Source organism: Paenibacillus ilasis, from assembly GCF_043195395.1.
GTDB classification, from domain to species: Bacteria; Bacillota; Bacilli; order Paenibacillales; family Paenibacillaceae; genus Paenibacillus_AQ; species Paenibacillus_AQ lautus.
The window spans coordinates 538085-561041 of sequence record NZ_JBHDJG010000003.1 but is presented as its reverse complement, the minus strand read 5'-3'; the positions used below and the strand labels follow the sequence as shown (position 1 = coordinate 561041).

At 46.1% G+C, this 22957-nt stretch carries 23 protein-coding genes; 11 read left to right on the top strand and 12 right to left on the bottom strand.

All coding sequences use genetic code 11. The features are described 5' to 3' along the window. Nucleotides 1–174: 174 nt before the first annotated feature. Nucleotides 175–810: a hypothetical protein gene (locus ACETK5_RS26695; protein WP_216533026.1), complete on the top strand. Its 636-nt coding sequence runs from the start codon at nucleotides 175–177 to the stop codon at nucleotides 808–810. A 192-nt stretch (nucleotides 811–1002) separates the two neighbouring features. Here ACETK5_RS26695 and ACETK5_RS26690 read toward each other — a convergent pair whose 3' ends face one another. Then, a complete protein-coding gene (locus tag ACETK5_RS26690; RefSeq protein ID WP_394058887.1) occupies nucleotides 1003–1665 on the bottom strand; it encodes a hypothetical protein in 663 nt (220 codons plus the stop codon). Between the two features lie 388 nt (nucleotides 1666–2053). On the opposite strand from ACETK5_RS26690, the gene ACETK5_RS26685 reads away from it, so the two are divergent. Next, on the top strand, nucleotides 2054–2806 hold the full coding sequence (locus ACETK5_RS26685) for a hypothetical protein (protein WP_394058885.1): 753 nt from the start codon (nucleotides 2054–2056) through the stop codon (nucleotides 2804–2806). 52 nt (nucleotides 2807–2858) lie between these two features. Here ACETK5_RS26685 and ACETK5_RS26680 read toward each other — a convergent pair whose 3' ends face one another. The 9 genes from ACETK5_RS26680 to ssuC form a co-directional block, all read right to left on the bottom strand. After that, the gene (locus ACETK5_RS26680; protein WP_394058883.1) at nucleotides 2859–3602 is read right to left on the bottom strand and encodes a sensor histidine kinase; all 744 of its coding nucleotides are present in this window, start codon (nucleotides 3600–3602) and stop codon (nucleotides 2859–2861) included. Nucleotides 3603–3958: 356 nt separating this feature from the next. Continuing rightward, on the bottom strand, nucleotides 3959–4681 hold the full coding sequence (locus ACETK5_RS26675; RefSeq protein WP_216533030.1) for a response regulator transcription factor: 723 nt from the start codon (nucleotides 4679–4681) through the stop codon (nucleotides 3959–3961). Nucleotides 4682–4714: 33 nt separating this feature from the next. Continuing rightward, nucleotides 4715–5317, bottom strand: coding sequence for a DedA family protein (locus tag ACETK5_RS26670; protein ID WP_216533031.1), 603 nt, complete (start codon nucleotides 5315–5317; stop codon nucleotides 4715–4717). Nucleotides 5318–5628: 311 nt separating this feature from the next. After that, nucleotides 5629–6615 (bottom strand): ABC transporter substrate-binding protein, encoded by a 987-nt coding sequence (locus ACETK5_RS26665; RefSeq protein WP_394058880.1) that lies wholly within the window; start codon nucleotides 6613–6615, stop codon nucleotides 5629–5631. A gap of 27 nt (nucleotides 6616–6642) precedes the next feature. After that, a complete protein-coding gene (locus tag ACETK5_RS26660; RefSeq protein WP_216533033.1) occupies nucleotides 6643–7785 on the bottom strand; it encodes an LLM class flavin-dependent oxidoreductase in 1143 nt (380 codons plus the stop codon). A 1-nt stretch (nucleotide 7786) separates the two neighbouring features. Then, entirely contained in the window at nucleotides 7787–8686 is a 900-nt protein-coding gene (locus ACETK5_RS26655; RefSeq protein ID WP_394058878.1) for an aliphatic sulfonate ABC transporter substrate-binding protein, read from the bottom strand. Next, nucleotides 8683–9699 (bottom strand): ABC transporter substrate-binding protein, encoded by a 1017-nt coding sequence (locus ACETK5_RS26650; protein ID WP_394058876.1) that lies wholly within the window; start codon nucleotides 9697–9699, stop codon nucleotides 8683–8685. Before ACETK5_RS26650 ends, ACETK5_RS26655 begins: the two co-directional genes overlap by 4 nt. A 115-nt stretch (nucleotides 9700–9814) precedes the next feature. Then, nucleotides 9815–10612 (bottom strand): ATP-binding cassette domain-containing protein, encoded by a 798-nt coding sequence (locus tag ACETK5_RS26645; RefSeq protein WP_394058874.1) that lies wholly within the window; start codon nucleotides 10610–10612, stop codon nucleotides 9815–9817. Nucleotides 10613–10625: 13 nt separating this feature from the next. Next, nucleotides 10626–11405 carry an aliphatic sulfonate ABC transporter permease SsuC gene (gene ssuC / locus ACETK5_RS26640; RefSeq protein WP_394058872.1) on the bottom strand — a complete coding sequence of 260 codons (780 nt, stop codon included), beginning with the start codon at nucleotides 11403–11405 and terminating at the stop codon, nucleotides 10626–10628. 383 nt (nucleotides 11406–11788) lie between these two features. Between ssuC and ACETK5_RS26635 the strand changes: the two genes are divergently transcribed. The 3 genes from ACETK5_RS26635 (at nucleotide 11789) to ACETK5_RS26625 (ending at nucleotide 14297) form a co-directional block, all read left to right on the top strand. After that, nucleotides 11789–12163, top strand: a complete 375-nt coding sequence (locus tag ACETK5_RS26635) for a hypothetical protein (protein WP_326115930.1) — start codon at nucleotides 11789–11791, stop codon at nucleotides 12161–12163. Nucleotides 12164–12250: 87 nt separating this feature from the next. Further along, on the top strand, nucleotides 12251–12991 hold the full coding sequence (locus tag ACETK5_RS26630) for an SMI1/KNR4 family protein (protein WP_394058870.1): 741 nt from the start codon (nucleotides 12251–12253) through the stop codon (nucleotides 12989–12991). A gap of 307 nt (nucleotides 12992–13298) precedes the next feature. Next, a complete protein-coding gene (locus ACETK5_RS26625) occupies nucleotides 13299–14297 on the top strand; it encodes a hypothetical protein (RefSeq protein WP_394058868.1) in 999 nt (332 codons plus the stop codon). A 486-nt stretch (nucleotides 14298–14783) separates the two neighbouring features. Here the strand turns inward: ACETK5_RS26625 and ACETK5_RS26620 are convergent, their stop codons facing one another. Together ACETK5_RS26620 and guaD are read right to left on the bottom strand one after the other, a co-directional pair. Next, nucleotides 14784–16136 (bottom strand): uracil-xanthine permease family protein, encoded by a 1353-nt coding sequence (locus ACETK5_RS26620; protein WP_394058866.1) that lies wholly within the window; start codon nucleotides 16134–16136, stop codon nucleotides 14784–14786. 57 nt (nucleotides 16137–16193) lie between these two features. Next, nucleotides 16194–17558, bottom strand: coding sequence for a guanine deaminase (gene guaD / locus ACETK5_RS26615; RefSeq protein ID WP_394058864.1), 1365 nt, complete (start codon nucleotides 17556–17558; stop codon nucleotides 16194–16196). A 419-nt stretch (nucleotides 17559–17977) separates the two neighbouring features. Between guaD and ACETK5_RS26610 the strand changes: the two genes are divergently transcribed. The 6 genes from ACETK5_RS26610 (at nucleotide 17978) to ACETK5_RS26585 (ending at nucleotide 22701) form a co-directional block, all read left to right on the top strand. Next, nucleotides 17978–18424, top strand: a complete 447-nt coding sequence (locus ACETK5_RS26610; protein ID WP_394058862.1) for a glycosyltransferase family protein — start codon at nucleotides 17978–17980, stop codon at nucleotides 18422–18424. Nucleotides 18425–18471: 47 nt separating this feature from the next. After that, nucleotides 18472–18963, top strand: a complete 492-nt coding sequence (locus tag ACETK5_RS26605; RefSeq protein ID WP_100540432.1) for a C40 family peptidase — start codon at nucleotides 18472–18474, stop codon at nucleotides 18961–18963. 395 nt (nucleotides 18964–19358) lie between these two features. Next, nucleotides 19359–19799: a hypothetical protein gene (locus ACETK5_RS26600; protein WP_394058860.1), complete on the top strand. Its 441-nt coding sequence runs from the start codon at nucleotides 19359–19361 to the stop codon at nucleotides 19797–19799. A gap of 171 nt (nucleotides 19800–19970) precedes the next feature. Continuing rightward, on the top strand, nucleotides 19971–20723 hold the full coding sequence (locus tag ACETK5_RS26595) for a superoxide dismutase family protein (protein WP_394058858.1): 753 nt from the start codon (nucleotides 19971–19973) through the stop codon (nucleotides 20721–20723). Nucleotides 20724–21072: 349 nt separating this feature from the next. Then, nucleotides 21073–21588, top strand: coding sequence for a hypothetical protein (locus tag ACETK5_RS26590; RefSeq protein ID WP_394058856.1), 516 nt, complete (start codon nucleotides 21073–21075; stop codon nucleotides 21586–21588). A gap of 165 nt (nucleotides 21589–21753) precedes the next feature. Further along, complete coding sequence (locus ACETK5_RS26585) at nucleotides 21754–22701, top strand: hypothetical protein (RefSeq protein WP_394058854.1); 948 nt, start codon at nucleotides 21754–21756, stop codon at nucleotides 22699–22701. The last annotated feature ends 256 nt before the right edge of the window (nucleotides 22702–22957 follow it).

Sequence of the window (22957 nt, the reverse complement as noted above, 5' to 3'; positions counted from 1 at the left end):
AGCGGTTTTTCCCTATAAAATACATTTAGAAGGTATATATGCATGATCATAAATTGCTATGTTTGTTCTCTCAAACTGCTATAGTGATGAGGCCCCGTTGCCTGAGATGAGCTTGCTTGATTTGGATTATAGATCTAGATGAAAATTTCATTCCTACGAAAATGAGGTGAGATAATGCGAGTAAAGTGTATAGAAAATAGCAAAAAGCCTAATTTAACCATAAATAAAATATATACAGTTTATGAAGGTGAGTTCATAGCAGATGCTTATGAAAGACTGTATATTATGTTTAAAATTCAAGATGATTACGGAAGTGTAATTCCGTATGATGCAAAGTATTTTGAAATCAGTTCAGATAAAAATTCTAATTATTTAGAAAAAGAAATATCAGAAAATAAGTATAGGTTTACTCATAAATTTATTAGCTATGACAAGTTTTCGTCGATGCTATATGATGAAGCAGGTACTTCAGTAGATGATTTTCGGAGTGCAAAGAAAGATATATACAAACTAGAAATGAGCAGAGAAGAAATATGTGAAATAATAAAGGGAGACAATCAAGATGAACTAGATATTATACTTGAGTTATTGTTAGAAAAAAAGGATAGTAACTTTATTGAAGAGGTTATTAGATTATCACATAAGGAAATGAATAAACGTATGTTTAATGAAAATGTAGAAACAGCATTTTTGTATTTGAGTGAATTTAAAAATGATTATGTTAATAATTTTTTTATCGAATATTTATCTGAAAATGAAAAGGGAAATGAAAAACTAGATAAAATCGTAAGTGACTATTTTAACAGTTAAGAGTGACCAACACTTCTGATGAAACTCAGAGGTGTAAGGAATGACAGAATCAATAAAATAGGTCGTTCTACTCCACCGGACGGAATATGCCTCATACATATCGAAAAGCCGCGGTATTTCGCGGCTTTGATTGTTCTCTCTCTTTGCTGCATGGATTGATGTTCTGCCAACTGTTAACGATAACGTTTCTTGTTATTTCACGAATGTGTCCGGCAGCTTCAGGGAGACGACAGCATCGTCAGTATCCTGCAACCCCGAATCACTTAGAAATTGCTCTCGAAGCTCTTTTTTACTCTTACCTAATGCATACTTGACGCTAATATCAACGACATTGCCATGCGAACGAAATGCGGGGAATTGGTCCAACGAAAAAACAACCGCATTCGCTTTATAAGTCTTCGAATCCTCAGCCCCGCAAGGAGATTTGGAATCATCCGGGCATAGGTTTACGGTAATGGGAAGATGCCGCGGGTTGTTCTTAACTACTTCCCCATTGATGGAGCCGTCGATGTACTGGATGCTGCTCTCCCGATCCTTTCTCGTATTCTCGACCGCGGAAACGACATACAGCCGATCCGGAACGGCTTGATTATTCTGGTTGACGGCATCTTTCACCAAGAAAACATACTGGTAGTGGATGCTGATATTGTCTTCGATCTCCGAGATTTCGGCCAAAGGCTCCGTGTTCACGGATCCAGCGGATTTAATCCCTTCCAAATCATAGATTACGCTTAATATCGATTCAGGGTCCGTGTTCAGCGGGACGGTTTGTTTGACGGACGTGCTGCAGCCGGTAAAAAGGGAAGCGAAGGCCATGAAGATGGCTATGACATATCGGTTCTTTTTGCGAATCACGCCTTTCCCAATCCTCCTTACAACGGCATGTATAATCATGGTTAATATATGAAGCTATCAAAACTAAGTTAATGGAATTCATAGCATAATGCAAGCTAGGGCAGTACGTAGGGAGGGGGAAGATGCAGACGGATCGTCGAAGAGATCCCTAAGTCGTCTATGCCATCAGCCAGCGGCTCCTGGGACGATATCGAAAAAATGAGGGGAAAAATCCCATCGATTGCACCCTCTAAACCTTCAATTCAAATTGTGGCTAACCATATTCAGGTTAAGTTCAGGTGAAGTTCCGATCCTGTTCAACGGTTGTTTCTAATGCGTTTATCTTTGAATGATATCTTATGAGCAGGGAGTGTGACAGCCACAATTATTGAGTAGAAGGAGAGCTTTTATGAATGGGATTTTGTTAACAAAAGAGCATACACAAGGTGGATTTTGGTTTCCAGGTAGATGGATTGGAGGGTTGTCGCTAATACTGGGGCCAGTACTTCTTCTTACCGGGGAACTTCTCAGGGTAAAGTACCACTTTTACTATCCTGATCAACTCGCAGCCTTTAAAGAGCAACCGACACTGATGGCAGCGTCCTACGGCTTATTCACAGCCGGCATTATGATTATGTGGCCTGGCATCCTTGCACTTGTCAAGTTAATAGGCGCCAAAAAGCCAGGATGGGCTTTATGGGGCGGCATCCTCACGATCATGGGACTCTTTGTGCGCATGTACCATGCTGGTGTGGATCATCTTGCTTATTGGCTGGTTCAATTCCAAGGTTTAGAGCTTGCAACTACATTTATAAGTGACTCTTACGCTTATAATTATCAGGGATTTTACGTTATCGCTACAATTCTGTTTTCCGGTATGGTTGGATGGTTCGTTCTCGCGATCGGCGCTTTTCGTTCCGGTACACTCAATCTACCCTGCTCCATCGCGCTGGGGGTGATGGGAATACACAGTTTAGGCGTTCTCAAAGGCACCAGCTGGGACACTTTGGTAGCCGTAGGTGGACTCTGCGTTGGGTTGGCGCCACTCGGCCTGAAGATTCTGCGAGACGGTCCAATGCCCAGCATATCCACCACTGTGAAATGGCTAATCCTAATCGTCACAATGGGCGGAATTTTCTTCTTTGTAGGACAGAACGCATAGTTTCAAGCTACCAGCAGATGCAGCATGACAACACGTTATCACGAATACCCAATTATAGGGGAAGAAGGATTGTGATCACAGTCCCTTCCCCTGGGGCGCTTTGGACGCTGATCGTGCCCTGATGGGCTGCGATAAACTGCTCTGCTATCACCATGCCGAGTCCAGTACCGCCAATGGGGGCTTCCGTTGAGGTCCCGCGGTAGTATCGCTGAAAGAGGTTGTTTTTCTCCTTCTCACTCATTCCCACACCTTTATCGGATATCGTAATACATAAGTTATTGTTCCTTTGAACGGTAACGGTAATGAGCGTTTCAGGCGGGTTGTGTAGAATCGCATTCATTAAAAGATTAACCAATGCCCTCTCCATTAATTTTTCGTCAAACTCGTAAAAGATCGAATCTTCATCCGCCACAAATCGAAACTCCTTATTCCGAGCTGCGGGTTGTTGACGCACATCTTCCATAACGTTAGCCGCGAACGTAACGATATCGCTTTGTGTCAAAATCGGCCGTACGACACTGTTCTCGAATTGGAATGCCTCGCTTAAATCTTCGATCAGCCGCTGCATATGATTGGCTTTTTCCTGCATAATGGTTATAAACTTCTTTTGTTCTTCTACCGTCCATTGGTGTTCGTCTGATAACAGCATCGTGGAGTATCCCTGAATATAAGAAAGCGGTGTTTTCAAGTCATGCGTTACGCCGGAAGTCCAATCTCGGCGCAAGTCTTCCAATTCCATTCGTTCGATCTCGCTCGCCGACAGACGATCGGATAGCTGCCTCATTTTCTCAGTCAACTCGTGGAAAAGACGAAAGCCAATAGGAGATTTATTTCTTCTGGACCTTGGGATTTCCACAACATTATATTTTCCCTGTGACAGTCGTTCGACCCAAGCCAGGTAAAAGAATAATGGCTCGCTCATCACACGGCCGTACATGAAGGAAGCGCCGAAAAAAAAGACTGAAAAAGCAAGAAAAAACGTAATTAATAAAAAAGAGTCGTCAAATAAGCCTGACCATACTAGTCTTGCTCCATAAAAGCTAATGTCGAATCCAAATAACAGCAAAAGGGTTATGGAAGATGCGACATAAGAAAAAAGCATCACGGCTACGATAACTGCAACATAGTGAAGCGTCAATTTCTTCTGCAGGTTCACTTGTCTGTCTCCTTCGGGGAGCTGAGGAGCTTATAGCCCATTCCCCTAATGTTGATAATCCATTTTGGATCGTTTGGATTCTTTTCGATTTTTTGCCGCAATCTCCGGATATGAACCATCACTGTATTCTCGTCCCCAATGCTTTCCAATCCCCAAATTTGCTCGTATAGGTGTGATATGCTAAAAATTTGATTGGGATGTTCACACAGAAATAACAAGAGCTCGAACTCTTTGGCCGGACAACTGACTTCCTGCCCATGTACCATCAATCTTCCCTCTTGTTTAAACAATTGGAATGCCCCAAAATCGTATACTTCTACTTCCTTGTCAGGGGCCTCTTGGAGTTTCGTCAAACTTTGACGACGTAATTGCGCTTTGATTCTTGCGACTACCTCTAGCGGATTAAACGGCTTCGTAATATAGTCGTCGCCTCCGATGGTAAGCCCCATAATCTTATCCATATCCATCGTACGGGCAGTCAAGAAGAGAATTGGAACCATTGTTACTTCACGGAGGCGCCGACACAGCTCAAAGCCATCCAAGTCGGGCAGCATAATATCGAGTACGATAAGATCAAAATCCGTTTCTTGAACGAGCTCAAGCGCTTCTTTGGCTGAAGTTGCAAAACTCACGTGTTTGAAGCCTTCTTTCGCTAACATGTAGTTCAACATATCTAGCAACCCAGCTTCGTCATCTACCAGGAGCAATCTACCATCCATATTCCCGCCTCCACTTAAACGAATGCTGAAGCTTTACTTACAACGCCTGAGCCATTTCATGATGAGATAACCACTCAGGACACATCCTGATCCGATAAGTATAATTTTAATATACTTTTCTACAAGATCGAAGATATGATTCCATTGATCTCCGAACAGATAACCGATTGCAAAAAAAGCAATCACCCACAAACAAGTACCCGTATATGCATAGATTACGACAGTACGAAAAGGAAGACGAATGATGCCGATGAAATACCCGATAAATTGTCGAATTCCCGGAATGAAAAAGCTAATGAGCAGCAGCTTATTCCCGTTTTTCTTATAATAATCTCGTACCTTTTCCATAGAGGAGGGCTTCAGAAATAACCACCTGCCATAGCGTTCTAACAAGGGTGCTCCCAACTTATAGCCGATACAGTAAGTGAATGTTACTCCCCCTATTGATCCCGCCAACGCCATAGAAAAGGCCGGTATGACATCCAGTATGCCTTTATAAGATAAATACCCTGTGAATGTCAATGTACTATTTCCGGGGGGAATGGGCAATGCAATAAAGTCCAAGGGTAATCCAATCAACAACACCAAGTATCCGTATTGTTCAAACAAACGCTCGACTACTTCCATCATGTTCATCTTTGCTCCCTTTTGAATGGTGTTACATCATGTCACATCACTCCCTACAGTTTAATCAAAGAATATAAACACGGCTGAAAGCCGTAATGAACATTAGCATAAATTCACCTGAACAGAACCTGAACAAATGAGTGCTCGCATGATGTTGGATTTCACCTCTGCAGCTATCGCTTCATTCCCGTCATCGACCTCTCGCATGAAAAAAAGGACACCAAGTCCTTAGCAGACCTCGTGCCCTCGAAGGGTTGCATACTGGAATTTTTACCGAACAATGTCTGATCCTCCGCTCCACTAAGCTTCCTCAAGCGGTCTCACTTCAACGTCCTCACATCCACCGTATTGGACAGGACATCCACTTCATTCGGAATAATCCCTTTTTCAAACATATAATCGGCCACCGCTTGCCAACGTTGGCGGACGGTGTCATCAATCGGGTCAAACGGATATAAAGAGCCTTCCAGCTGCTGACGCGCGACGGGTTCGGAGACGCCTTGGATATCCTGAATTAATTGGACGGTGTGTTCGACGTCGTCGGTTAGAAGCGCGGACTCTTCATTCAAGCCTTCAAACACTTCATGCACGAGCTCAGGATGCTCCTTCAGGAAGCCGTTTCGCACAATATACACCGTATCGTTCTCGGATTCGATGTCGCCTGCGGAAATGACCAGCTCTGCACCGAAGTCGACGAGCGCCACGGCGGTGAACGAACCCCATGTCGCCCAAGCGTCGACTTGCCCGCTTTCAAAGGCAGGTCCTGCTTCCGTTGGCGGAAGATAAACAATTTCTACTTCGCTCGCATCGAGTCCGCCCTTTTCAAGGGCTTTATATAGTAGGTATTCGCCCGTACCGCCGCGGTTGACGGCGATCTTCTTACCTCGAAGGTCTGAAGGACCTGTAATGCCAGTTTCCGGCTTGGCCACAATGCCTTGATTATGAAGGTCGCCTTGCTGCTTCGTAAAAATCGTAAATTCCGATGAGCCTCCGACAAGTGCGCTGATGGCCGCCGTAATCGAGCCGATCGTGATATCGATCGAGCCGGCGTTTAATGCCTCGATCGCTGGAGACATGGCGGCAAAACCGCCTGTTTTTTCAATGCCCGCCCCGGTTGCTTCCAGCCTTTTATAGAGGGGACCGCCTTCCTCGGATAAACTTAATGGCTGGGCACTGCGCAGTATGCCAATACGAACGGGTACGGCCTCATCCTCAGCATTGGCTTGTTTCGCTTGACCGGCCTTACCACAAGCCGCTAACGTAATTAACAGAATTACTAATAGTACATGTAAGCTTATTTTTCGCATAGGACACTTCCCTTTTTGCCGGATCATTTAGTGGATTTGATGAGCCCAAGTGAAAACCTTCTCCTGTTCCTCTTGCTTCTGTATGGTTGCGGCCTGACGGTTCACGCGTAGATGGGGCAGGATGTATTCTCCTACACGGTAAGCTTCTTCAAGCAGCGGCACACCGGAGAAAATAAACGTTGAAATACCCGCATCCTGATACTCTCTTATGCGCGCCAGAACGGTTGCCGGACTGCCAACGATCGTTGTGCCCGGACCTGGTCGTACCAGACTCATCCCGGCCCACAAATCCGGATAAATTTCAAGCTCCCGAGCATCTTTAGGAATTTGGCCATTGTGATTGCGAAGCATGCGCTGCTGCCCCACCGAATCGCTGTTTCGAAGGATGGTTTGCATGTTCTCCACGGTTTGCGGATCCATCGTCTTGAGCAGCCGATCCGCTTCTTGCCAAGCTTCTTCGTCCGTATCGCGAACGATCAGATATAGCCGGATGCCATATCGCATGGTACGCCCTTGCTCAGCAGCTAATGCTTGAAGATCTTGAATCTTCTCTGCTACTTGCGGAGGCGTCTCCCCCCAGCTAAGATACGTATCGATATGCTTGGCTGCCGTGAGATGAGCCGCTTGCGACGAGCCGCCGAACCAGAGAGGCGGTGTTGGCTTCTGCGTGGAGGGGAGCTGTAAGGCTTTGCCTTCAGCGGTAATATACTTGCCATGGAAATTCAGGTTTTCTCCGGCCACGGCTTGTTTCCACACCTGAATCCATTCATCCGTGTAGGCATAACGTTCATCATGCCCAAGCGTTGAACCATAGGCGCGCATTTGCGCCGTGTTTCCGTTCACGATGTTTAATAATACGCGTCCTCCGGAAAAATCATCGAAGGTTTGCGCCATTTTCGCGGCCAGCACGGGTGAAATCAACGGTGGATGAACAGCGATCAGAAAACGCATGCTGCTCGTGCTGGAAATGAGGGATGATCCAAGCACCCACGTATCATGCGGGCCCGTTGCAAGCAATGCGCCGGTAAACCCCAATTGGTCGACAGCCGAGGCAATCTGCCTTAGGTAAGGCAAATCGATTTTGCGCGCCCCCTCCGTTGACCAAGGACTGCGGCCATCCGGCGCGGTTAAATACCAATACACTTCAACGTTCTCTTTGTGTACAGCCATGCTATTCTCCTCCAATTTCTACGGGGACAGGTAAAACCGCCTCTGAAACGACTATTTCTTTGGGCAAAATATGCTGTCGTGCTAACAGATCGGCAACCCGCTGCTGTTCAGTTATAAATTCTTCGGTAATCGGCTGCAGCCCCCAAGGTCTCCGCTGAAGCGCAACTTCCCATGAATCCACGGAAGGCCAATGGGGCAGGTCCCGGGCAAAAAGCTCTGCCGCTTCGCGCGTATTTTCCTGAATCCAACCATCGGCCTGCTGCAGAGCTTCGACAACGGCCTTGAGCAATTGCGGCCGATTCGTCGCAAAATCTCGGCTGGCAAACCATACGGAACGATGAGAGATATGGGATTCAAGCGGCACCAGCGTACGAATGAGTCCTTTGTTATGCAGCTCCGTAAGCTGCGGATCGTTGCCGACCCAAGCCTCCACTTTCCCGGCCAGCAATGCATTCGCGCCATCATTGCCTATATCAACTCGAGCGACATCATCATAAAGAAGGCCTTCTTTATCTAGCGCGGTTGCCAGAAAACTCGTATGCCATGACCCTTCGGATAGCGCAATGCGCAACCCTTTCAAATCTGCAACGGATTGCACCGGCGTTGCTTTGCGAACGACCAAAGCTCCGCTAGTTGTACGAGGATTCGAGACCGCAACGTACACAATATCGATTCCCGACGCCTGCGCGGTTAACGGCGGGGTAGAGCCTGTACCTCCGAAGTCGATTTCTCCGGAAGCAATCCGCAGAGGCGTCCTCGCTCCGTCGGTGTAATCGACCCAGGCAACGGAGGCGTTATGGTCTTTAAGAATCTCTTCTAAAAAGCCTAAGCGGCGCAATACGAATAACGAATGATTATTAGGATGAACGCCGATGGTTACATCTGCTTTCTTTTGAGTCATGTGAGGGACACTCCTTTGGCAATGTTATATTCAGCTGCGGCTAACGGTTCTGGAAGAATCCAGTCCCATACGTTCACGGGATTCGGGAGGAAACCATGCTCGAACAGGAACCTGCTCTGGGCATCAAGCGCTGTTAAATAGTCTTCGCGTAGTGCCGGTCGAAGCGAAATATTGCGATAAGCGGAAGCTACATATTCGGATGAAGCGCCGGTTTCCTTCGTAACGACCCGAATGAAATCATCGGGATGATCTTTGGACCAATCTGCGGCGCGAAGCAGAGAAGTGAGAATCTGTTCCACAACATGTTCCTGCTCCGTCAGTGCTGTATCGACCGTCACGGTTCGGGGCACGCCATTGTTGACTCGGACCAGCGGATCCGGATGGAACCCGAGCTCGATCACTTCCTTTAGCCCGACCGTACGGGCGGCCTCAAGCCCGGTAGCTCCTTTGACAAAAACGGCATCGACTTCACGTCGCTGCAGCGCCTCGATTTCGGTATTCCATGAATCCCTTCTTCCTTCAGGAACCGCCACAAGATGAACGATGTTGATATCATCCAGCGTAAGATTCGCAAGCGAGAGCGCATTATGAAAACCGCGCAGCGCTTGGGCCGCTCGAAAATCAATCTCTAAATAACGATGGCGAGGAATCCCGATTCGTTTTCCACGCAAATCGCCAGGCTCCTGAATATCCGAGTCAGGAAGGGTAAGGATCGCTTGATATTCATCGACCCAGCTTAGTCCGATAAGCCGCGTATCGCTCCCGGTTGAGCGCGCCCATAAAGCCGGAATGTTTCCTCCTTCTCGCACCAGGAATGGCAAGGTGTGATTAAAATGCGCATGGGGCAAAGCGTGATTGGCGTTTCTTGTTAGTTCCGCCGCCGTACATCCGGACTTTTCAAGCTCCTGTTGAAGAAGCCCGAGGTCAAGGGCCAAACTGGCTGCTGTCGGAACCGGGCAGCGTGTAATCCTGATTTCCTTAGTGATTTCTTGCGGGTTATCGATGTTAGGCATGCTTCAGGGCTCCTTTCTTTTTTCGGTTTCACGTCCGGTCAAAAGTCCGCTTGTGATCCACCTCCTTCAAGAAATGGTTATCGAATTGCCATCCCAAGCGGGATGGTGTTAGAACCTATGACCCTTTCTTTAAGGGATAGGGGAGGTCTTCTGCTTCATGTCGGCTTGCCATTTCGGTTATGCCCATGACCCTTTTCAGGATGTGATCGATGAATGCTGCCACTTCGGCATTTCCCCGTTGACGGGGGCGCGGGAAAGGGACGGCTCGATCCATCGCGATCCGGCCTTCTTCAATGAGCACCACGCGGTCGGCCAAAACGACAGCCTCTTCGACGTCGTGCGTAATCAAGACGGTCGTGAATTGCTGCTGCTGCCACAGCGATTCGATTAATTGCTGCATTTCAATGCGGGTCAATGCATCCAGCGCGCCTAAAGGCTCATCAAGCAGCAATAATTTAGGCTGGCTGGCGAGCGCTCTTGCTAAGGCGACTCGTTGCTTCTGGCCGCCGGACAGCACGGACGGCCATTCATTGGCCCGCGCACTCAGCCCAACCTGCTCTAAAGCGGCTTCGGCTTTATGACGGTCTTCTTTTCGAAGTCCGATCGCAACATTATCGATGACCTTATTCCAAGGCAAAAGCCTCGCATCTTGAAACATCATCCGAGTTTCTGGATGTACATGCTGAACCGGATGGTCATTGATCCATATGTCTCCCGACGTGGAGGGTTCCAATCCGGCGATCACGCGCAATAGCGTGCTTTTCCCGCAGCCGCTTCGCCCGATGATGGCAATGAACTCTCCTGGCTTCACGTCCAGCTCAATGCCTTGAAGTACAGGTTGTTCGCCAAAGCTTTTCTGTAATCTTGTTGTACGAAGATGTACACCATGGGTTGAGGAATTCAGGGTCGACACATCCTTTCAGTGCTTACTTTTGATAATTCGGGTTCCATTGTAAGAACCGCTTCTCTAAGAGCTTAGCGATGGAATCGGCCAGCTTTCCAAATAAGGCATAAAGCAAAATGGTAAGCAGAATGATATCGGTTTGCATGTATTCTCTTGCGTTCATGGCCAGAAAGCCGATGCCCGAATTCGTAGCGATCGTTTCGGATACGATTAGGGTCAACCACATGATGCCCAAAGCGTAGCGTAGTCCGACTAGAATGGAAGGAAGTGCGCCAGGCAGAACGACTCTCCAAAAGAGCGAAGCGGAGCGCAGCCCGTATACGTTCCCCATTTCGATCAAGCCGTTGTCCACGGAGCGGATGCCGTGCAGGGTATTGATGTAGACCGGGAATAACACGCCGATCGCGACCAAAAATATTTTCGACTCCTCGCCAATGCCAAACCATAGAACGACTAGTGGAATCATCGCCAGATGAGGAACATTGCGTACCATTTGAATCGTCGTATCTAACAATTTTTCAGCGATGGAAGATAAGCCATTCATAAAGCCAAGCACAAGACCGATCCCCCCGCCGATTAAGAAACCAATGAACGCTCTTTGAAAGCTGATGGAGATGTGTTCGATTAATTCTCCTGACAACAGCAACTCCCTGAAAGATAATAAAACGTCTTGAGGCAGGGGGAGGATCTTCCTCGATATCACATCAAGATTGGATAAGATGGACCACAGAACGATTAATAAGATGGGTAGAACCCAAGGCAAACATTTTCCGATCAATGGATTGGAAAGGAACTTTCTCATCACTTCAACTCACCTAGCTTTCAAAAAGAGGATGATCAACAATAAAAGGCCACAACTCCAGCAGAATATCCTGCTGAGGCCGTGACCTCCATTTGAATGGTCGGTATCTTTTTAATGTTTAATAATTCCTATAAGTTTAATATGGATTTGATTATACTTCTCGATTTTAGTTTCGTCAACCTGAATTATGCTGAAGTTATGTTAAAATATGGTGCACTACGAATTCTCTCTCATTACGGAAAATACTTACTTGATGAAGATTTATAGGAGTGTTTCATATTAACAAAAAAATAGTCTTGTTGTATGTTGTTCTTGTTGCGTCCATCATAACTTCCTGTTCGCCAAGAAATCAGGAGCGAATAGAAGAATCCGGCTCGTTGGAGATGGTAAATATCTATTTGTACCGTAACGATACCCATCGCGTTCAACCCGAACTGATCAATGTTCAAAGTGACCCTGATTTGCTGAGGAATGCCGCGCAATGGCCACAGAGTGGAGAACCCGAACAACTGCCTAATATTCAAGAAATTAAACAAATGTATGTCTTTCAGTTTCAATTTCGCAACGGAGACACGATCCAAGATGTCTATTATATGTATGTTACCGACACGAGTAATGAGCAGTACATGAAGGAATTTGAAGGGAGTCTTAAAAAAGATACGGACAAATTTGATGCTTCCGAAAAAGAACGGATACTAAATTTAATAGGACTTGAAGGCTGGAAAAGGGTTCCAGAATCAGACTTATTAAATTCATGATTGTTAGATTGAAGCGTGTCAATGTTCACTAGAAGGACTAGCAGAAGCTTGTTGAACGATATACGTCGAGGAGGTTGACCCAACTAAATGAAAGCGACAATCGAAGGACTTCTCCGCGTATTAGGAGAGCATCACAAGGAGGCCCACGGCATTCCGGAGGCGGACATTCAAGCAAAGGAACAAAGCTTGGGTTTCCCGTTGCCGACGGTGCTGCGGGAATATTATAAGATTTTGGGACAATCCCCATATATCACTCAAGGGTGCAATAACCAATATGAACCGCTCCCTCTGCAGGATGTGTTTATTCCCGATGATACATTTTTTACGACAGATAAGGCGTTTCTAATCTTCTATCAAGTAGAGGAATCCGTAATATATTGCGGCATCCGACTTCAGGATTTGGAGCAGGAAGATCCATCGGTCTATCTGTGCGCGTGGAACTCGCCCGACTGGCAACTGGAAAATCGATCGCTTCAACGTTTTCTTGCTGGCAAGGGACTCGTTCAGTTGGGCGTGGAGGATCGGCTGCCGTATTGGGCCATTTTCGATGAGAGCATGTGGAGCTTGCCCGACCATCGCAGATGTATGCATCTGGAGGAACCGGAGCATGAGGTAGAGGAAGGGTCTGAACTGAATGCGTGGAAAATCTACGTGAAGGACGATGTGCTGATCGTGTTTGAACTCGACGTATCCGAGGAGGAGACGGATGAACTGTTGGCTGTATACCTGGCGTCCTTTGAGCAAACTAGTTTGGAGAGTTTGTTGAGGGAGATGGGGAAAGCAAACAATTTGCCTGCATTTCGAACGAATCTGTCAGTAGACCGGTAGACACGCAACGCATTACAGAGGAATGAAGATGCTCACTTCTAACAACAGCCGCCATTAAAGGCGGAAAGTAGGGACAGGGACAAGAAATAGGTCGTTTTCTCATCCACGGGCGGCTTATTTCTTTTTGCATTGGTTCTAAGAGCAAGACCAATCGTTGTGACTAATCCGATTAGTGTCATGAAACTATCAAGTGTACCCTACCAGTTTCAAAAAAAAATATTTTTGAAAAATATCAAACTTTTAGTATAAATATAACGTTAATGTAAATGTAAGGATTTAAATACTATAATTTAGGAGATGATTCAAAATGAAGAAAAAAATTCTCTCATCATTGCTACTACTATCCTTGGTAGGTTCAAGCCTTTCAGGGGCGGTATTCGCAGACGAATCTAAATATTCACAAAATGTCGTAGATCTAGTTTCAGACCCTTCGGTAAACCCTATTGGTAAAGTAGTTAGATATGAAAATGAAGTCAATGTAAAACCTTTAATTGCAAATGCAGCGGAAAATAATGTGTCCTCATTCAAAACAAGTGCCTCACAAATGTCTCCTGAAGAACTGGATATGTATCTTGCTAAAGTCGCCGTAGGCCAAGAGGAAAAATTTACTGATGAATTTTTTGAAGTGTTAGAAAGTAACGGACTTGTTTACTACGAATTAGGCCAAGATAATTCTGTAGTAACACCTCAAGCACAAAATGGGGATATTCAAGTCAACACTCCGTTTGGGCTTTACAATTCTACAACGAAATATTGGGAGATCTGGGGCGGTTTCAAATGGACGAATGCTAATGCATGGTGGGAAGAAGCAAGAAAATATTTGGGTTTTGCAAACCCCACTGGACCTTTAGGTGGTGCTGATACTGCAGGTATTAACTTAATTGGTGGCACTAATGGTGCTGCTCTTAAAGAGTTCCACTTGCAACCAATATGGCAAGATGCACCGTCTCCATACAATAATGGAAAAACAGGAGCCTATTCAGCTCCTCAACAAACAAACCGGGTAGGTACTTTTGATAGTAAGCATGGCGCAATGTTCAAATTCCAAGATAGCGTATCTGGCTTTGGTTTAGGTAGTGATGGTTATGCCAAATATGCAATGAACTTTGGATCTGGTGCAGTGAAACTTGCATATGATAGTAAGTTTTCAGGAGCAAGTGGAAATGCTGTAGCGTATATGCGTCATACATGGGATAAAACATATGTTGATAATGTTACATTAAACAGCAATGGTTCTTTTTCTGTTACAATCAAAGGTGGAACGGCTGCAACAGATACTTTAATCGGCCCTGATTATGCATACTAGTTCTTAAATGAATTAAAAAGGCAGTTCCAAAAGCTATCAATAGCTTTTGGAACTGCCTTTATATTTTTTGTTTAACGTATTTTATGAACCAGTATAGAAAAATCCAAGGCAAAATGTATAACGTTACCCATTCTATAAAATCAATAACACCATTTAGATTTAAGCCGTTTTGAAATGTTTTTAATGCGACAACGCACAGGATAAAGATACCGATCATGAATATTGAAATTTTTAATGGGTTTTTCGCCATAAGTTTCTCCCTTCCTTAACTCTCTATAAATTCTGATTTTTCAATTTTTTGAGGGTTATATAAATTCTATCCTTATTACCTTTTTTGGGCAAGTATAACATATTCTAATAACTCTATGTTGTGATGAGAAATTTACCATACAAAAAAAGCCACCCCCAAAGCCTACAACAAACGTAGTCTCTTTGAGGGCAGCCCCGTTTAGCTTACATACAACTCCAATGTCCTATCCCTTCAACTTACTTCGCACTAGGCAGCAATTTATTCAACAAGATCGCTGCAAGCGAAGCAGCTAGAATTGGTGAGCCCAGCAAATACTGCACGAACGTAGGCAACGTGTACAAGAAATCTTTAGGGATGAGCACTAACGCCAACGTCAAAATCATCGGGATGGCGATGATGTACATTTCTTTTTCCCCGATTTTTTCGTTCTTCATGACCTGGATCCCGTTAATCGAGATGATGCCGCAGACGATGGCGAATACGCCGCCGATGACCGCGGTTGGGATCGAGGAGATCAGCGCGGCCAATTTGCCGGAGCACCCGAAGAGGACAAACCATCCGCCTACTGCAAGGAAGACACGGCGACTAGCCACACCCGTGATGGAGATAATCCCTGCATTCGTGGAATAGCCGGTAACCGGCGTGGAGCCGAGTCCCGAAGCAATCAGGCAGCTAATCCCTTCTCCAATCACCCCGCGGTTAATGTTCTTATCCGTTAATGGTTTATCAATAACGTTGCTGATGGCAAACCACGTACCTGTGGTTTCTGCCAACAGTACGAGATATATAATGATCATGGTGATGATCGCCGAGAGATCAAACGAAAAGCCAAAATCCTTAAACGGAATCTGCGGCATGCTGAACCACTTGGCGTTTGCGACAGCGCTGAAATCCAGCACACCCATAAAGTTGGCGGAAATACATCCGATAATTAATGCGACCATCACGGACGTAACTCGGAATATCGCGCCTCTCGTTCGGAACAAAGAACCCAGGATCACGAACAGGATGAGTGCAGCCGCTGAGATCAGGGCCAGCAGCACGTTTTGATTGATAGTAGCGTCCGTAGCGCCGTAGATATTGTCTCGAATGGCTACTGGCAATAAAGACAGACCTACAATGAAAATGATCGTGCCCCCGACAATGGGCGGGATGAAGGATGTAACGATTTTATTGAAAACTCCCGTATACCCCAAAATAATCACGAGGATCGCCCCAATTAAGCTCGCGCCCAGCACGGAACTCCAACCCATCTCTCCGCCGCCGCTGGCGGCATAAATGGCAACAATTGCGCCGAGCGGAACATAGGAAGGTCCTTGCGCCATCGGCAGCTTCATACAGAAATACGTTTGCACGATCGTGGCAAGCCCGGCCGCAATAAACGTGGATTGAATTAATGCGCTGGACTGATTGGGGGCTAAGCCGATTAACATGGCAATCAGGAAAGGGACGACATAAACGTCCATCGCGACGACATGCTGTAAACCGAGAATGGCGGATTTCCCGAATGATATTTTGCCGTCAGGGGGAACCGTTAGATGCTGTGACTTCGTTTGCTCGTCATTTTGCTTGTCTGCTTGTGTTTTCACTCCGCTGGACACCTCGAATGTTAGGATGAATTGCTTTTTGAATAACCTCTATCTTTCTTAACGCGTATGAACCTTTTCCCCTTGTACCCACACCTCGCGGATATGCTCAGGACGTGCCAGATACATGATTTTCTGAAAAATATCTTGTGCGTCTTCAAACTCATCAAAAATCGGCAGCTTCGCAGATGGAAGTCTCGTATCGATCACCTGCACATCCCATGCGTAGTTTTCCTGAATGCGACCGATCGGCAGGCTCAGACTTTCACCGCCTCCGGCCGTAGCCAGATAGAATGCCTCATGAATCGTAATGCGCGACTTAGGTACGCCACGATTTTCCGCAGGAAGGGAGGTGTTCACGCCATCTTCCAGCATCCTGGAAGACATCACGGCTTGTCTTATATTATCGAAGAGACTGGGTGAGAAGCCGCCGGATAGATCAGAGCCTAAACCGATCTCCACATTTTTGGCATGGAAGCGAGCGACCGGGATGACGCTATTGGCGAAATACGCGTTGGATATTGGGCAATGTGCGATCGCGGTGCCGGTGTCAGCAAATAATTCGGCATCTTGATCATCAAGGAAATTACAATGAGCCATGACCGATTTATCACGCAGCAGGCCAAAGTCATGCAAGGCAAACGCATCGTTTTTCTGGAATCGATCTTTCACATACCCGTGCGCCCAGTCGCTTTCGCTGCAGTGGGATTGCACATATGTATCATATTTAGCGGCTAACTCGCCTAAACCCTTCAGTCCCTCATCGGTACAGCTTGGAATGAAGCGTGGGGTGACGACGGGATACACGCCTTGTTTTGTGGTCTTGGCCAGTTCCTGTACAGCGATAATAAATTCCTCTGTATCCGCCAGCGCTGTGGATGTGTTCGCATCGCGGTAGTAATCCGGATTCTGCTCGGGATCGTCCATGACGACCTTTCCGACAAGTCCGCGCTGGCCTTTGCTTGCACAGATTTGGGCTAACAACAAGCTGGCTTCTTTATGCACCGTGGCAAAATAAAGGGCCGTCGTTGTTCCATTGGCCAGCAGGGTGCTTACCACATCGTCGTAAACCTTTTGCGCAAACTCCAGATCGGAAAATTTCGATTCCAGCGGGAAGGTATAGGTGTTCAACCAATCATAGAGCGGAATGTCCAATGCGGTTCCGGATTGAGCCCATTGCGGCGCATGAACATGCAAGTCGACAAAACCGGGCAAGAAATACTGTCCTTCCTCTAAACGATGAAAGCTGTCGGTGCCTTGATATGTATCCAGCAGGGATTGGTAGTCGGCGTCTTCCGGCGCTACGACTCGCTCAATTATGCCGCCCGTATTGACGCAGTAAAGATAGTCCCTCAATACTTGAATTTCTTTGGGAGATTTGCTTGAAAAAGAAGTCCCTTGAAATAATAACATATATTTACTCATACTTACCGCCTTAATGTTCGTTTTTTGGAGCGCTTTTGTCATTATAGTCCGTTAAAAAAGAGATGTCCATAGTTTAAAGGCGAATAGATATGAGAGAATATAGCGATCATTCATCCTTACTCAACAGTCTCCAACATAACTCCCGCCTTCATTAAATCATTCACAGGATGGAATCTCAGGCGCTCAAGGGCAACTATTTCAGATGCTGGTTGGTGTAAGAATTCATAACGAAGGTCATGCGATTGGCAATCACTCCTACAACGATCCTCTATGGACTAAGGTCTCGTTGCAGCAGTTTCCACAACAGATATCCCGTCTCCACTCTTGTACGATTTAAATACTTGATGTCTCTGTTGCAGTATCGTTGAAACGAATCACTTGTTCCATAAGTGACATTCCCGAACATGAGTGCATAATCTATGGATAAGTCTATGGACGAAGGGAACAGGGAATGTTCGCATCTTATTTTTAGAAAGCCATCCCAGGTGGATCTGAGGGCTTTCCCAACGAATAACTCCATTCAAGAAAAACAGCACAAATACCGTTCGGAGATTGCTCTCATCGCGAATGCTTATCCGAAGCTATATCGCGAAGAGCCGGATCATTCGCGCTTTCGGTGGAAATTTACGCTAACGAGTGATACACCTGCGGTAAGGCGTTATTTTACACCCGGAAAAGACCTGGTTACTGCCGGGAACAAAGAAGAGATGAAAAGAGTCATTCACTATTATTTGAACCATCCTGCTGAAAGAAAAGCCATTCAACACCAAGGCCAGATAACGGTCAGAAAGCATATGTATAAGCATAGAGCGCAGGAGATTATACAAGTCCTCAAGCGCAAAGGCATTATAACAGCGGACGACTAAAAAGAAGCCATGATCCCCGGCTTAACTCTTCGGGAGAGTGAAATACAGTGAAATTACAAGCCAAGTCAAAGTCAAAATTGCACATCAAAAATAAAAGAGAAATGATCATAAAGAAAGGGTATAAATATCTTTCAACACCTTATCGTTTGGGAGCAAAACCTTTTCAGACTGATGAATTTGACTGTAGTTCATTTGTTCAATATCTGCATAGTCATTTTTGCATACCTCTCCCCCGTACCTCCCGCCAGCAAAGTCTGCTTGGTAAGAAGGTAGAAAAAAAAGAGCTGCAACGCGGAGACTTGTTGTTTTTTACGAATCGATGGCGTTACAGGAGAAAAGGGACAAAGAGGGTGGCTCATATTGCTATCTACCTGGGGAATAACAAAATGCTTCATTCATGCAAGGAAGAGGGAGTAACCGTATCTAAATTAACCGAGATTATTAATGAATCCAAAAGCAAGCGGTGGATCGATTATTACCTCTTCGCGAGGAGAATTCCAGATTGCGTTGAGGATAAAATGGGGATAACCAAAAAGTAGAATATCAGGCTCTTAGTCTAAGGGAACAAGGCAGCACTCGGACGGATCTTCTATAAGGAATCCCAAATCGATTTTTAACGAGGAACTGACGTCAATCATATTGACGCCAGTTTCTTTTGTTAGATCGTCCTTTACACGAAGATTAGAAGGTCGATCCTTCTAGAAGAGGATATCAGCTGGCCTCCACAGAATAACTTGAAGCTGCAATCATTTTAGAGATTTGAAGGGGATTTGAAATGAAGACAAAATTGATCATGGTCGAGGGTCTGCCGGGATTCGGTAAATCAACAACTCCCATTATGACCATGAGACGTACAACACCATGTTGATGGACAAGCTGAAGCTGCATGGGGTTATCCATTAACAGGATTTTGAGTATAAGGAAGGACGATTTGATGAGGCACTTTTTAACGATCATGCTGCTCTATATGACGGCTCTATTAACAGGCTGCGATAAGGGCCCCGGTTGGGAAACGATGCAGCTTCTGGACGAAGAGGTCGTCGAAATCCGGATTTCGGCATTTGAGTCGTGGGACGAGATGAACGGGGATACACTGCTGTCTTTCAAGGATACGAAGGCTGTAAGGGTATTTGAGGAAGCGATCCGTACTGCTCGCAAGCAGGCGGATGCTGCCAAACGAACGGACCCGGATTACGATGTGATGGTCATCTATGCCCAGCAATCTCCAATTCATGCCATCAAGCTGTGGCTAGGGGAAGAGGGAGAGGAAAGTGTGTTCAGCTACGGTTTCAAAGATGGGGAGGAAGCTGTATATGTGGCCTCGGCCAAACATTCTGATCGGATGAGAGAACTCATCTTGCAAGAGGGGCGTTAACGCCGTTAGCGGAGTGAATCTTTCTCTTTTTAGTAGGTTATTCGATCCCTATACCTGTCTTGGGAATCAATGATTAACGCCGAAAGCCCCAAATCCCATAATATGACGGTTGAGATGTATAAAATCAGGGTATTGGGAGATGAATGGATACCATCATCAGGAGGCGATGAAGTGAACAAGAAGAACTACAAGTTGAAACATATGGCCGGAGCGTTTCTTGCTGGAGCCATGCTGTTTTCAGGATTTTCGCTGGCGGCTGCGAATCCCGAAGGAACCTTAGAAGCGTTTAAACACACGACGTCTAAAATAAGCTACTACGTCAACGGCAAGGACCACTCGACACCTGCAGGCCAATTTATGAACCAAGGGACGGCGGCCCCGGATTCCATTATTCACAACGGCACGACCTATGTGCCTGTTCGCATGGTTTCTGATCTGGTTGGCCAACCGGTGTATTGGGAGCAGGCTTCCAGGACGATCTCTTTGGGGCTCCCTGTGGTCAAGCTGTACAATGCGGCCGGCGAGTCTGTTGGTTCCGCTACCTTGGAACAAATCAATGACGGGGTGAAGGTAAAGATTACCGCATCGGGCCTCACTCCCGGCAAGCACGGATTCCATGTACATGAGAATGTGATCCAAGGTGGAGATTTTAAATCTGCCGGAGGGCACTTTAATCCAACCGACAAGCACCATGGCCTTGAGAATCCGCAAGGAAGCCATGTCGGCGACATGCCGAACCTGGTCGTAGGCACAGACGGTAACGCGGAAGCGGAGATGATCATTCAGCATGGAACTCTTGAAAAGAACCAGCCGAACTCGGTGCTGGGACGTTCGCTGATCATTCATGCCGGCGAAGATGACGGCGTAACCGATCCATCGGGCAATTCCGGCGACCGTGTGGCCGGGGGGAATATCCCGGAGTAACCTGACTAACTCCAGGTAGCATGCTGGTTTGTAGCATATGAGTGCCAGTGAAAAACGCATCTCTTTAGGGAGGTGCGTTTTTTTATTGATTCACTACTAATCGTCCTTCACTGTATACAAACCGCTCCTTCGTTTCGGTTATATTGGAGCGGTTCTTCTATAATCGAAATCTATACATCGAGTCGAACATTCTAAACCAGGCGGAGCACGCGAAGGAATGTCATCCTTGCGGAAGCTTTGCAGTAAGATTCGGAGGCATGTCAAATTAGAGGCAGGAACCCCATCTAAACTCCCCGCATCATACGTGCTAAAATAGAACCATCATACGGAGTTATTGGAGGTATCTTCATTGATCATTCAACTGGGCGATTTTGAAGTGAATTCCGGGCAATTGGTTGTCGCGGATCCTTGTTATGAATTGGATACGAACATTATTATCATGGGTGTGTTGGAAGCCGTATTGAATGGAACCTGGGTAGGGGAAGTGGAGAAGGTGGAGATCCCGGACTGGGGCGAAGCCAACGCTAAGCTAACGGCTTACCATCATTCGGCAGCTGAACAGGGGGCATTCCTGGAGTGGATCAAGTGTCCATTTGTAGCTGGGGTGGATAGCGGGCAGGTTGGGATTTTTGATATTCAGAAGTACCGGATTCCTGACGCGGATGCGACATCGGACACCTCGGATACGGATACGGAATGGTATTACGCGTGCTGCGACATCACCGAGAGCGGGGAAGAAGCGGGCGTTCTGGATGGAGGCGTTGTATCTCGAACCGGTATGGGCGATGGTGCATACGGCGTGTATAAGGCTGAGAATGAGCAGGATCAGGTGGTTGGCGTGAAGATTGTGTTTATTAAGAGGTAGTCGAGTGTCAGTGAAACCAAATATGAGCAAGTTCAAACAGCCATGGAAGGTAACCCTTTTGTGGCTGTTTTACTGAATGAACAGAGGAGGCGGAGCAGCTCTTAGAGGAGTTACAGGAAGGTTAGCGAATAAATAGGGAATCCACTTTAAATCGAAGGTGATTCCATGAGTTTTAGGATTAACAAGAATGAGCAGCACGCCAAGAAGGCTCTACCGGCATACCTAATCGGTCTGTTCGGAATGTTATTGTCGGTAGTCATTGCCCTCGGCATATTGAGTCTGACGGACTTCGAGTTATATTCGTATTCCATCTTGTTCGTTTTTCCTTTGGGTGCGATTCCCTTGGGTATGATTTCAACGTCGGTTTATACTTGGCGAATCGTAAGCAGAGGCTATAAGCCGTCCAGGCAACATTATGCGGTTTCATTATGCATGGCGTTCATCACCTTCTTCTTGATTCAATATGGTGAATATCAAACAACGTATGTAACTGAAGACCATACGATCAATCATCAGTTTAAAGGGGAACCTATCCGCAACTACACCGATGAGCAGGATAATGTCCTCACGTTTCCCAATTACCTTGCCTTTAAACTGAAGACCGATGAAACAAGCTTCATACACCGTGGCGGCGAGGTCATTGAAATGAATTCATCCTCAGGTTCCAACTGGTTCAGTTGGAGTTTGAGCCTTGTCGGATTCCTGTTAGGTAGCACATTTCCAGGCTGGTTCTCCCAGCAGGGCACGCTGCATTGTACGGCATGCAAACGAGCGTATGTGACAGAACACAAGCTGGGAGAGCTCACCTTTGAGAGAGTCACTGAGCTCTACGATGTTCTTGTTCAAGAAATCCAATCCGATAATTTTAACGCTTTTATAGACATCGTCAAACGATATGATATTTTCAAAAATAATGAATCCCATGATCATCAAGAAACCTACGTCATTAATATAGGTGTCTGCCCAAACTGCAACCATGGATATGTAATCATGAGACATTACTCTCGCATTGATGCAGAAGGAGGCTCTTTCAGCGAAGATAATAAAAAAATCGTACTTCCAACTACGGGGGCGTTTGCTGCACAGGGGTTTCGTTATGTGAAAGCGGAGTAACTTTTAAAGGTTCCGCCAACAAATTTGTTTGATGGATGTTGCGGAATCATCGTAAAAGCAATGGAACCTCAAGCAACATCTTAACCGAGCGAAAACTCAGGGCCGCTCCCTGTATTCGCTCGGTTTTTCTGTTATAACATGCCTCCTTGAACTTGAAACAAAATTGAGACAGTCTTTATTCCATTGTTATATTACACTTAATTGAAGTTGTTGAATTTTATCAGATCACGTCGTGTTTCTATGACTCATCGATGAT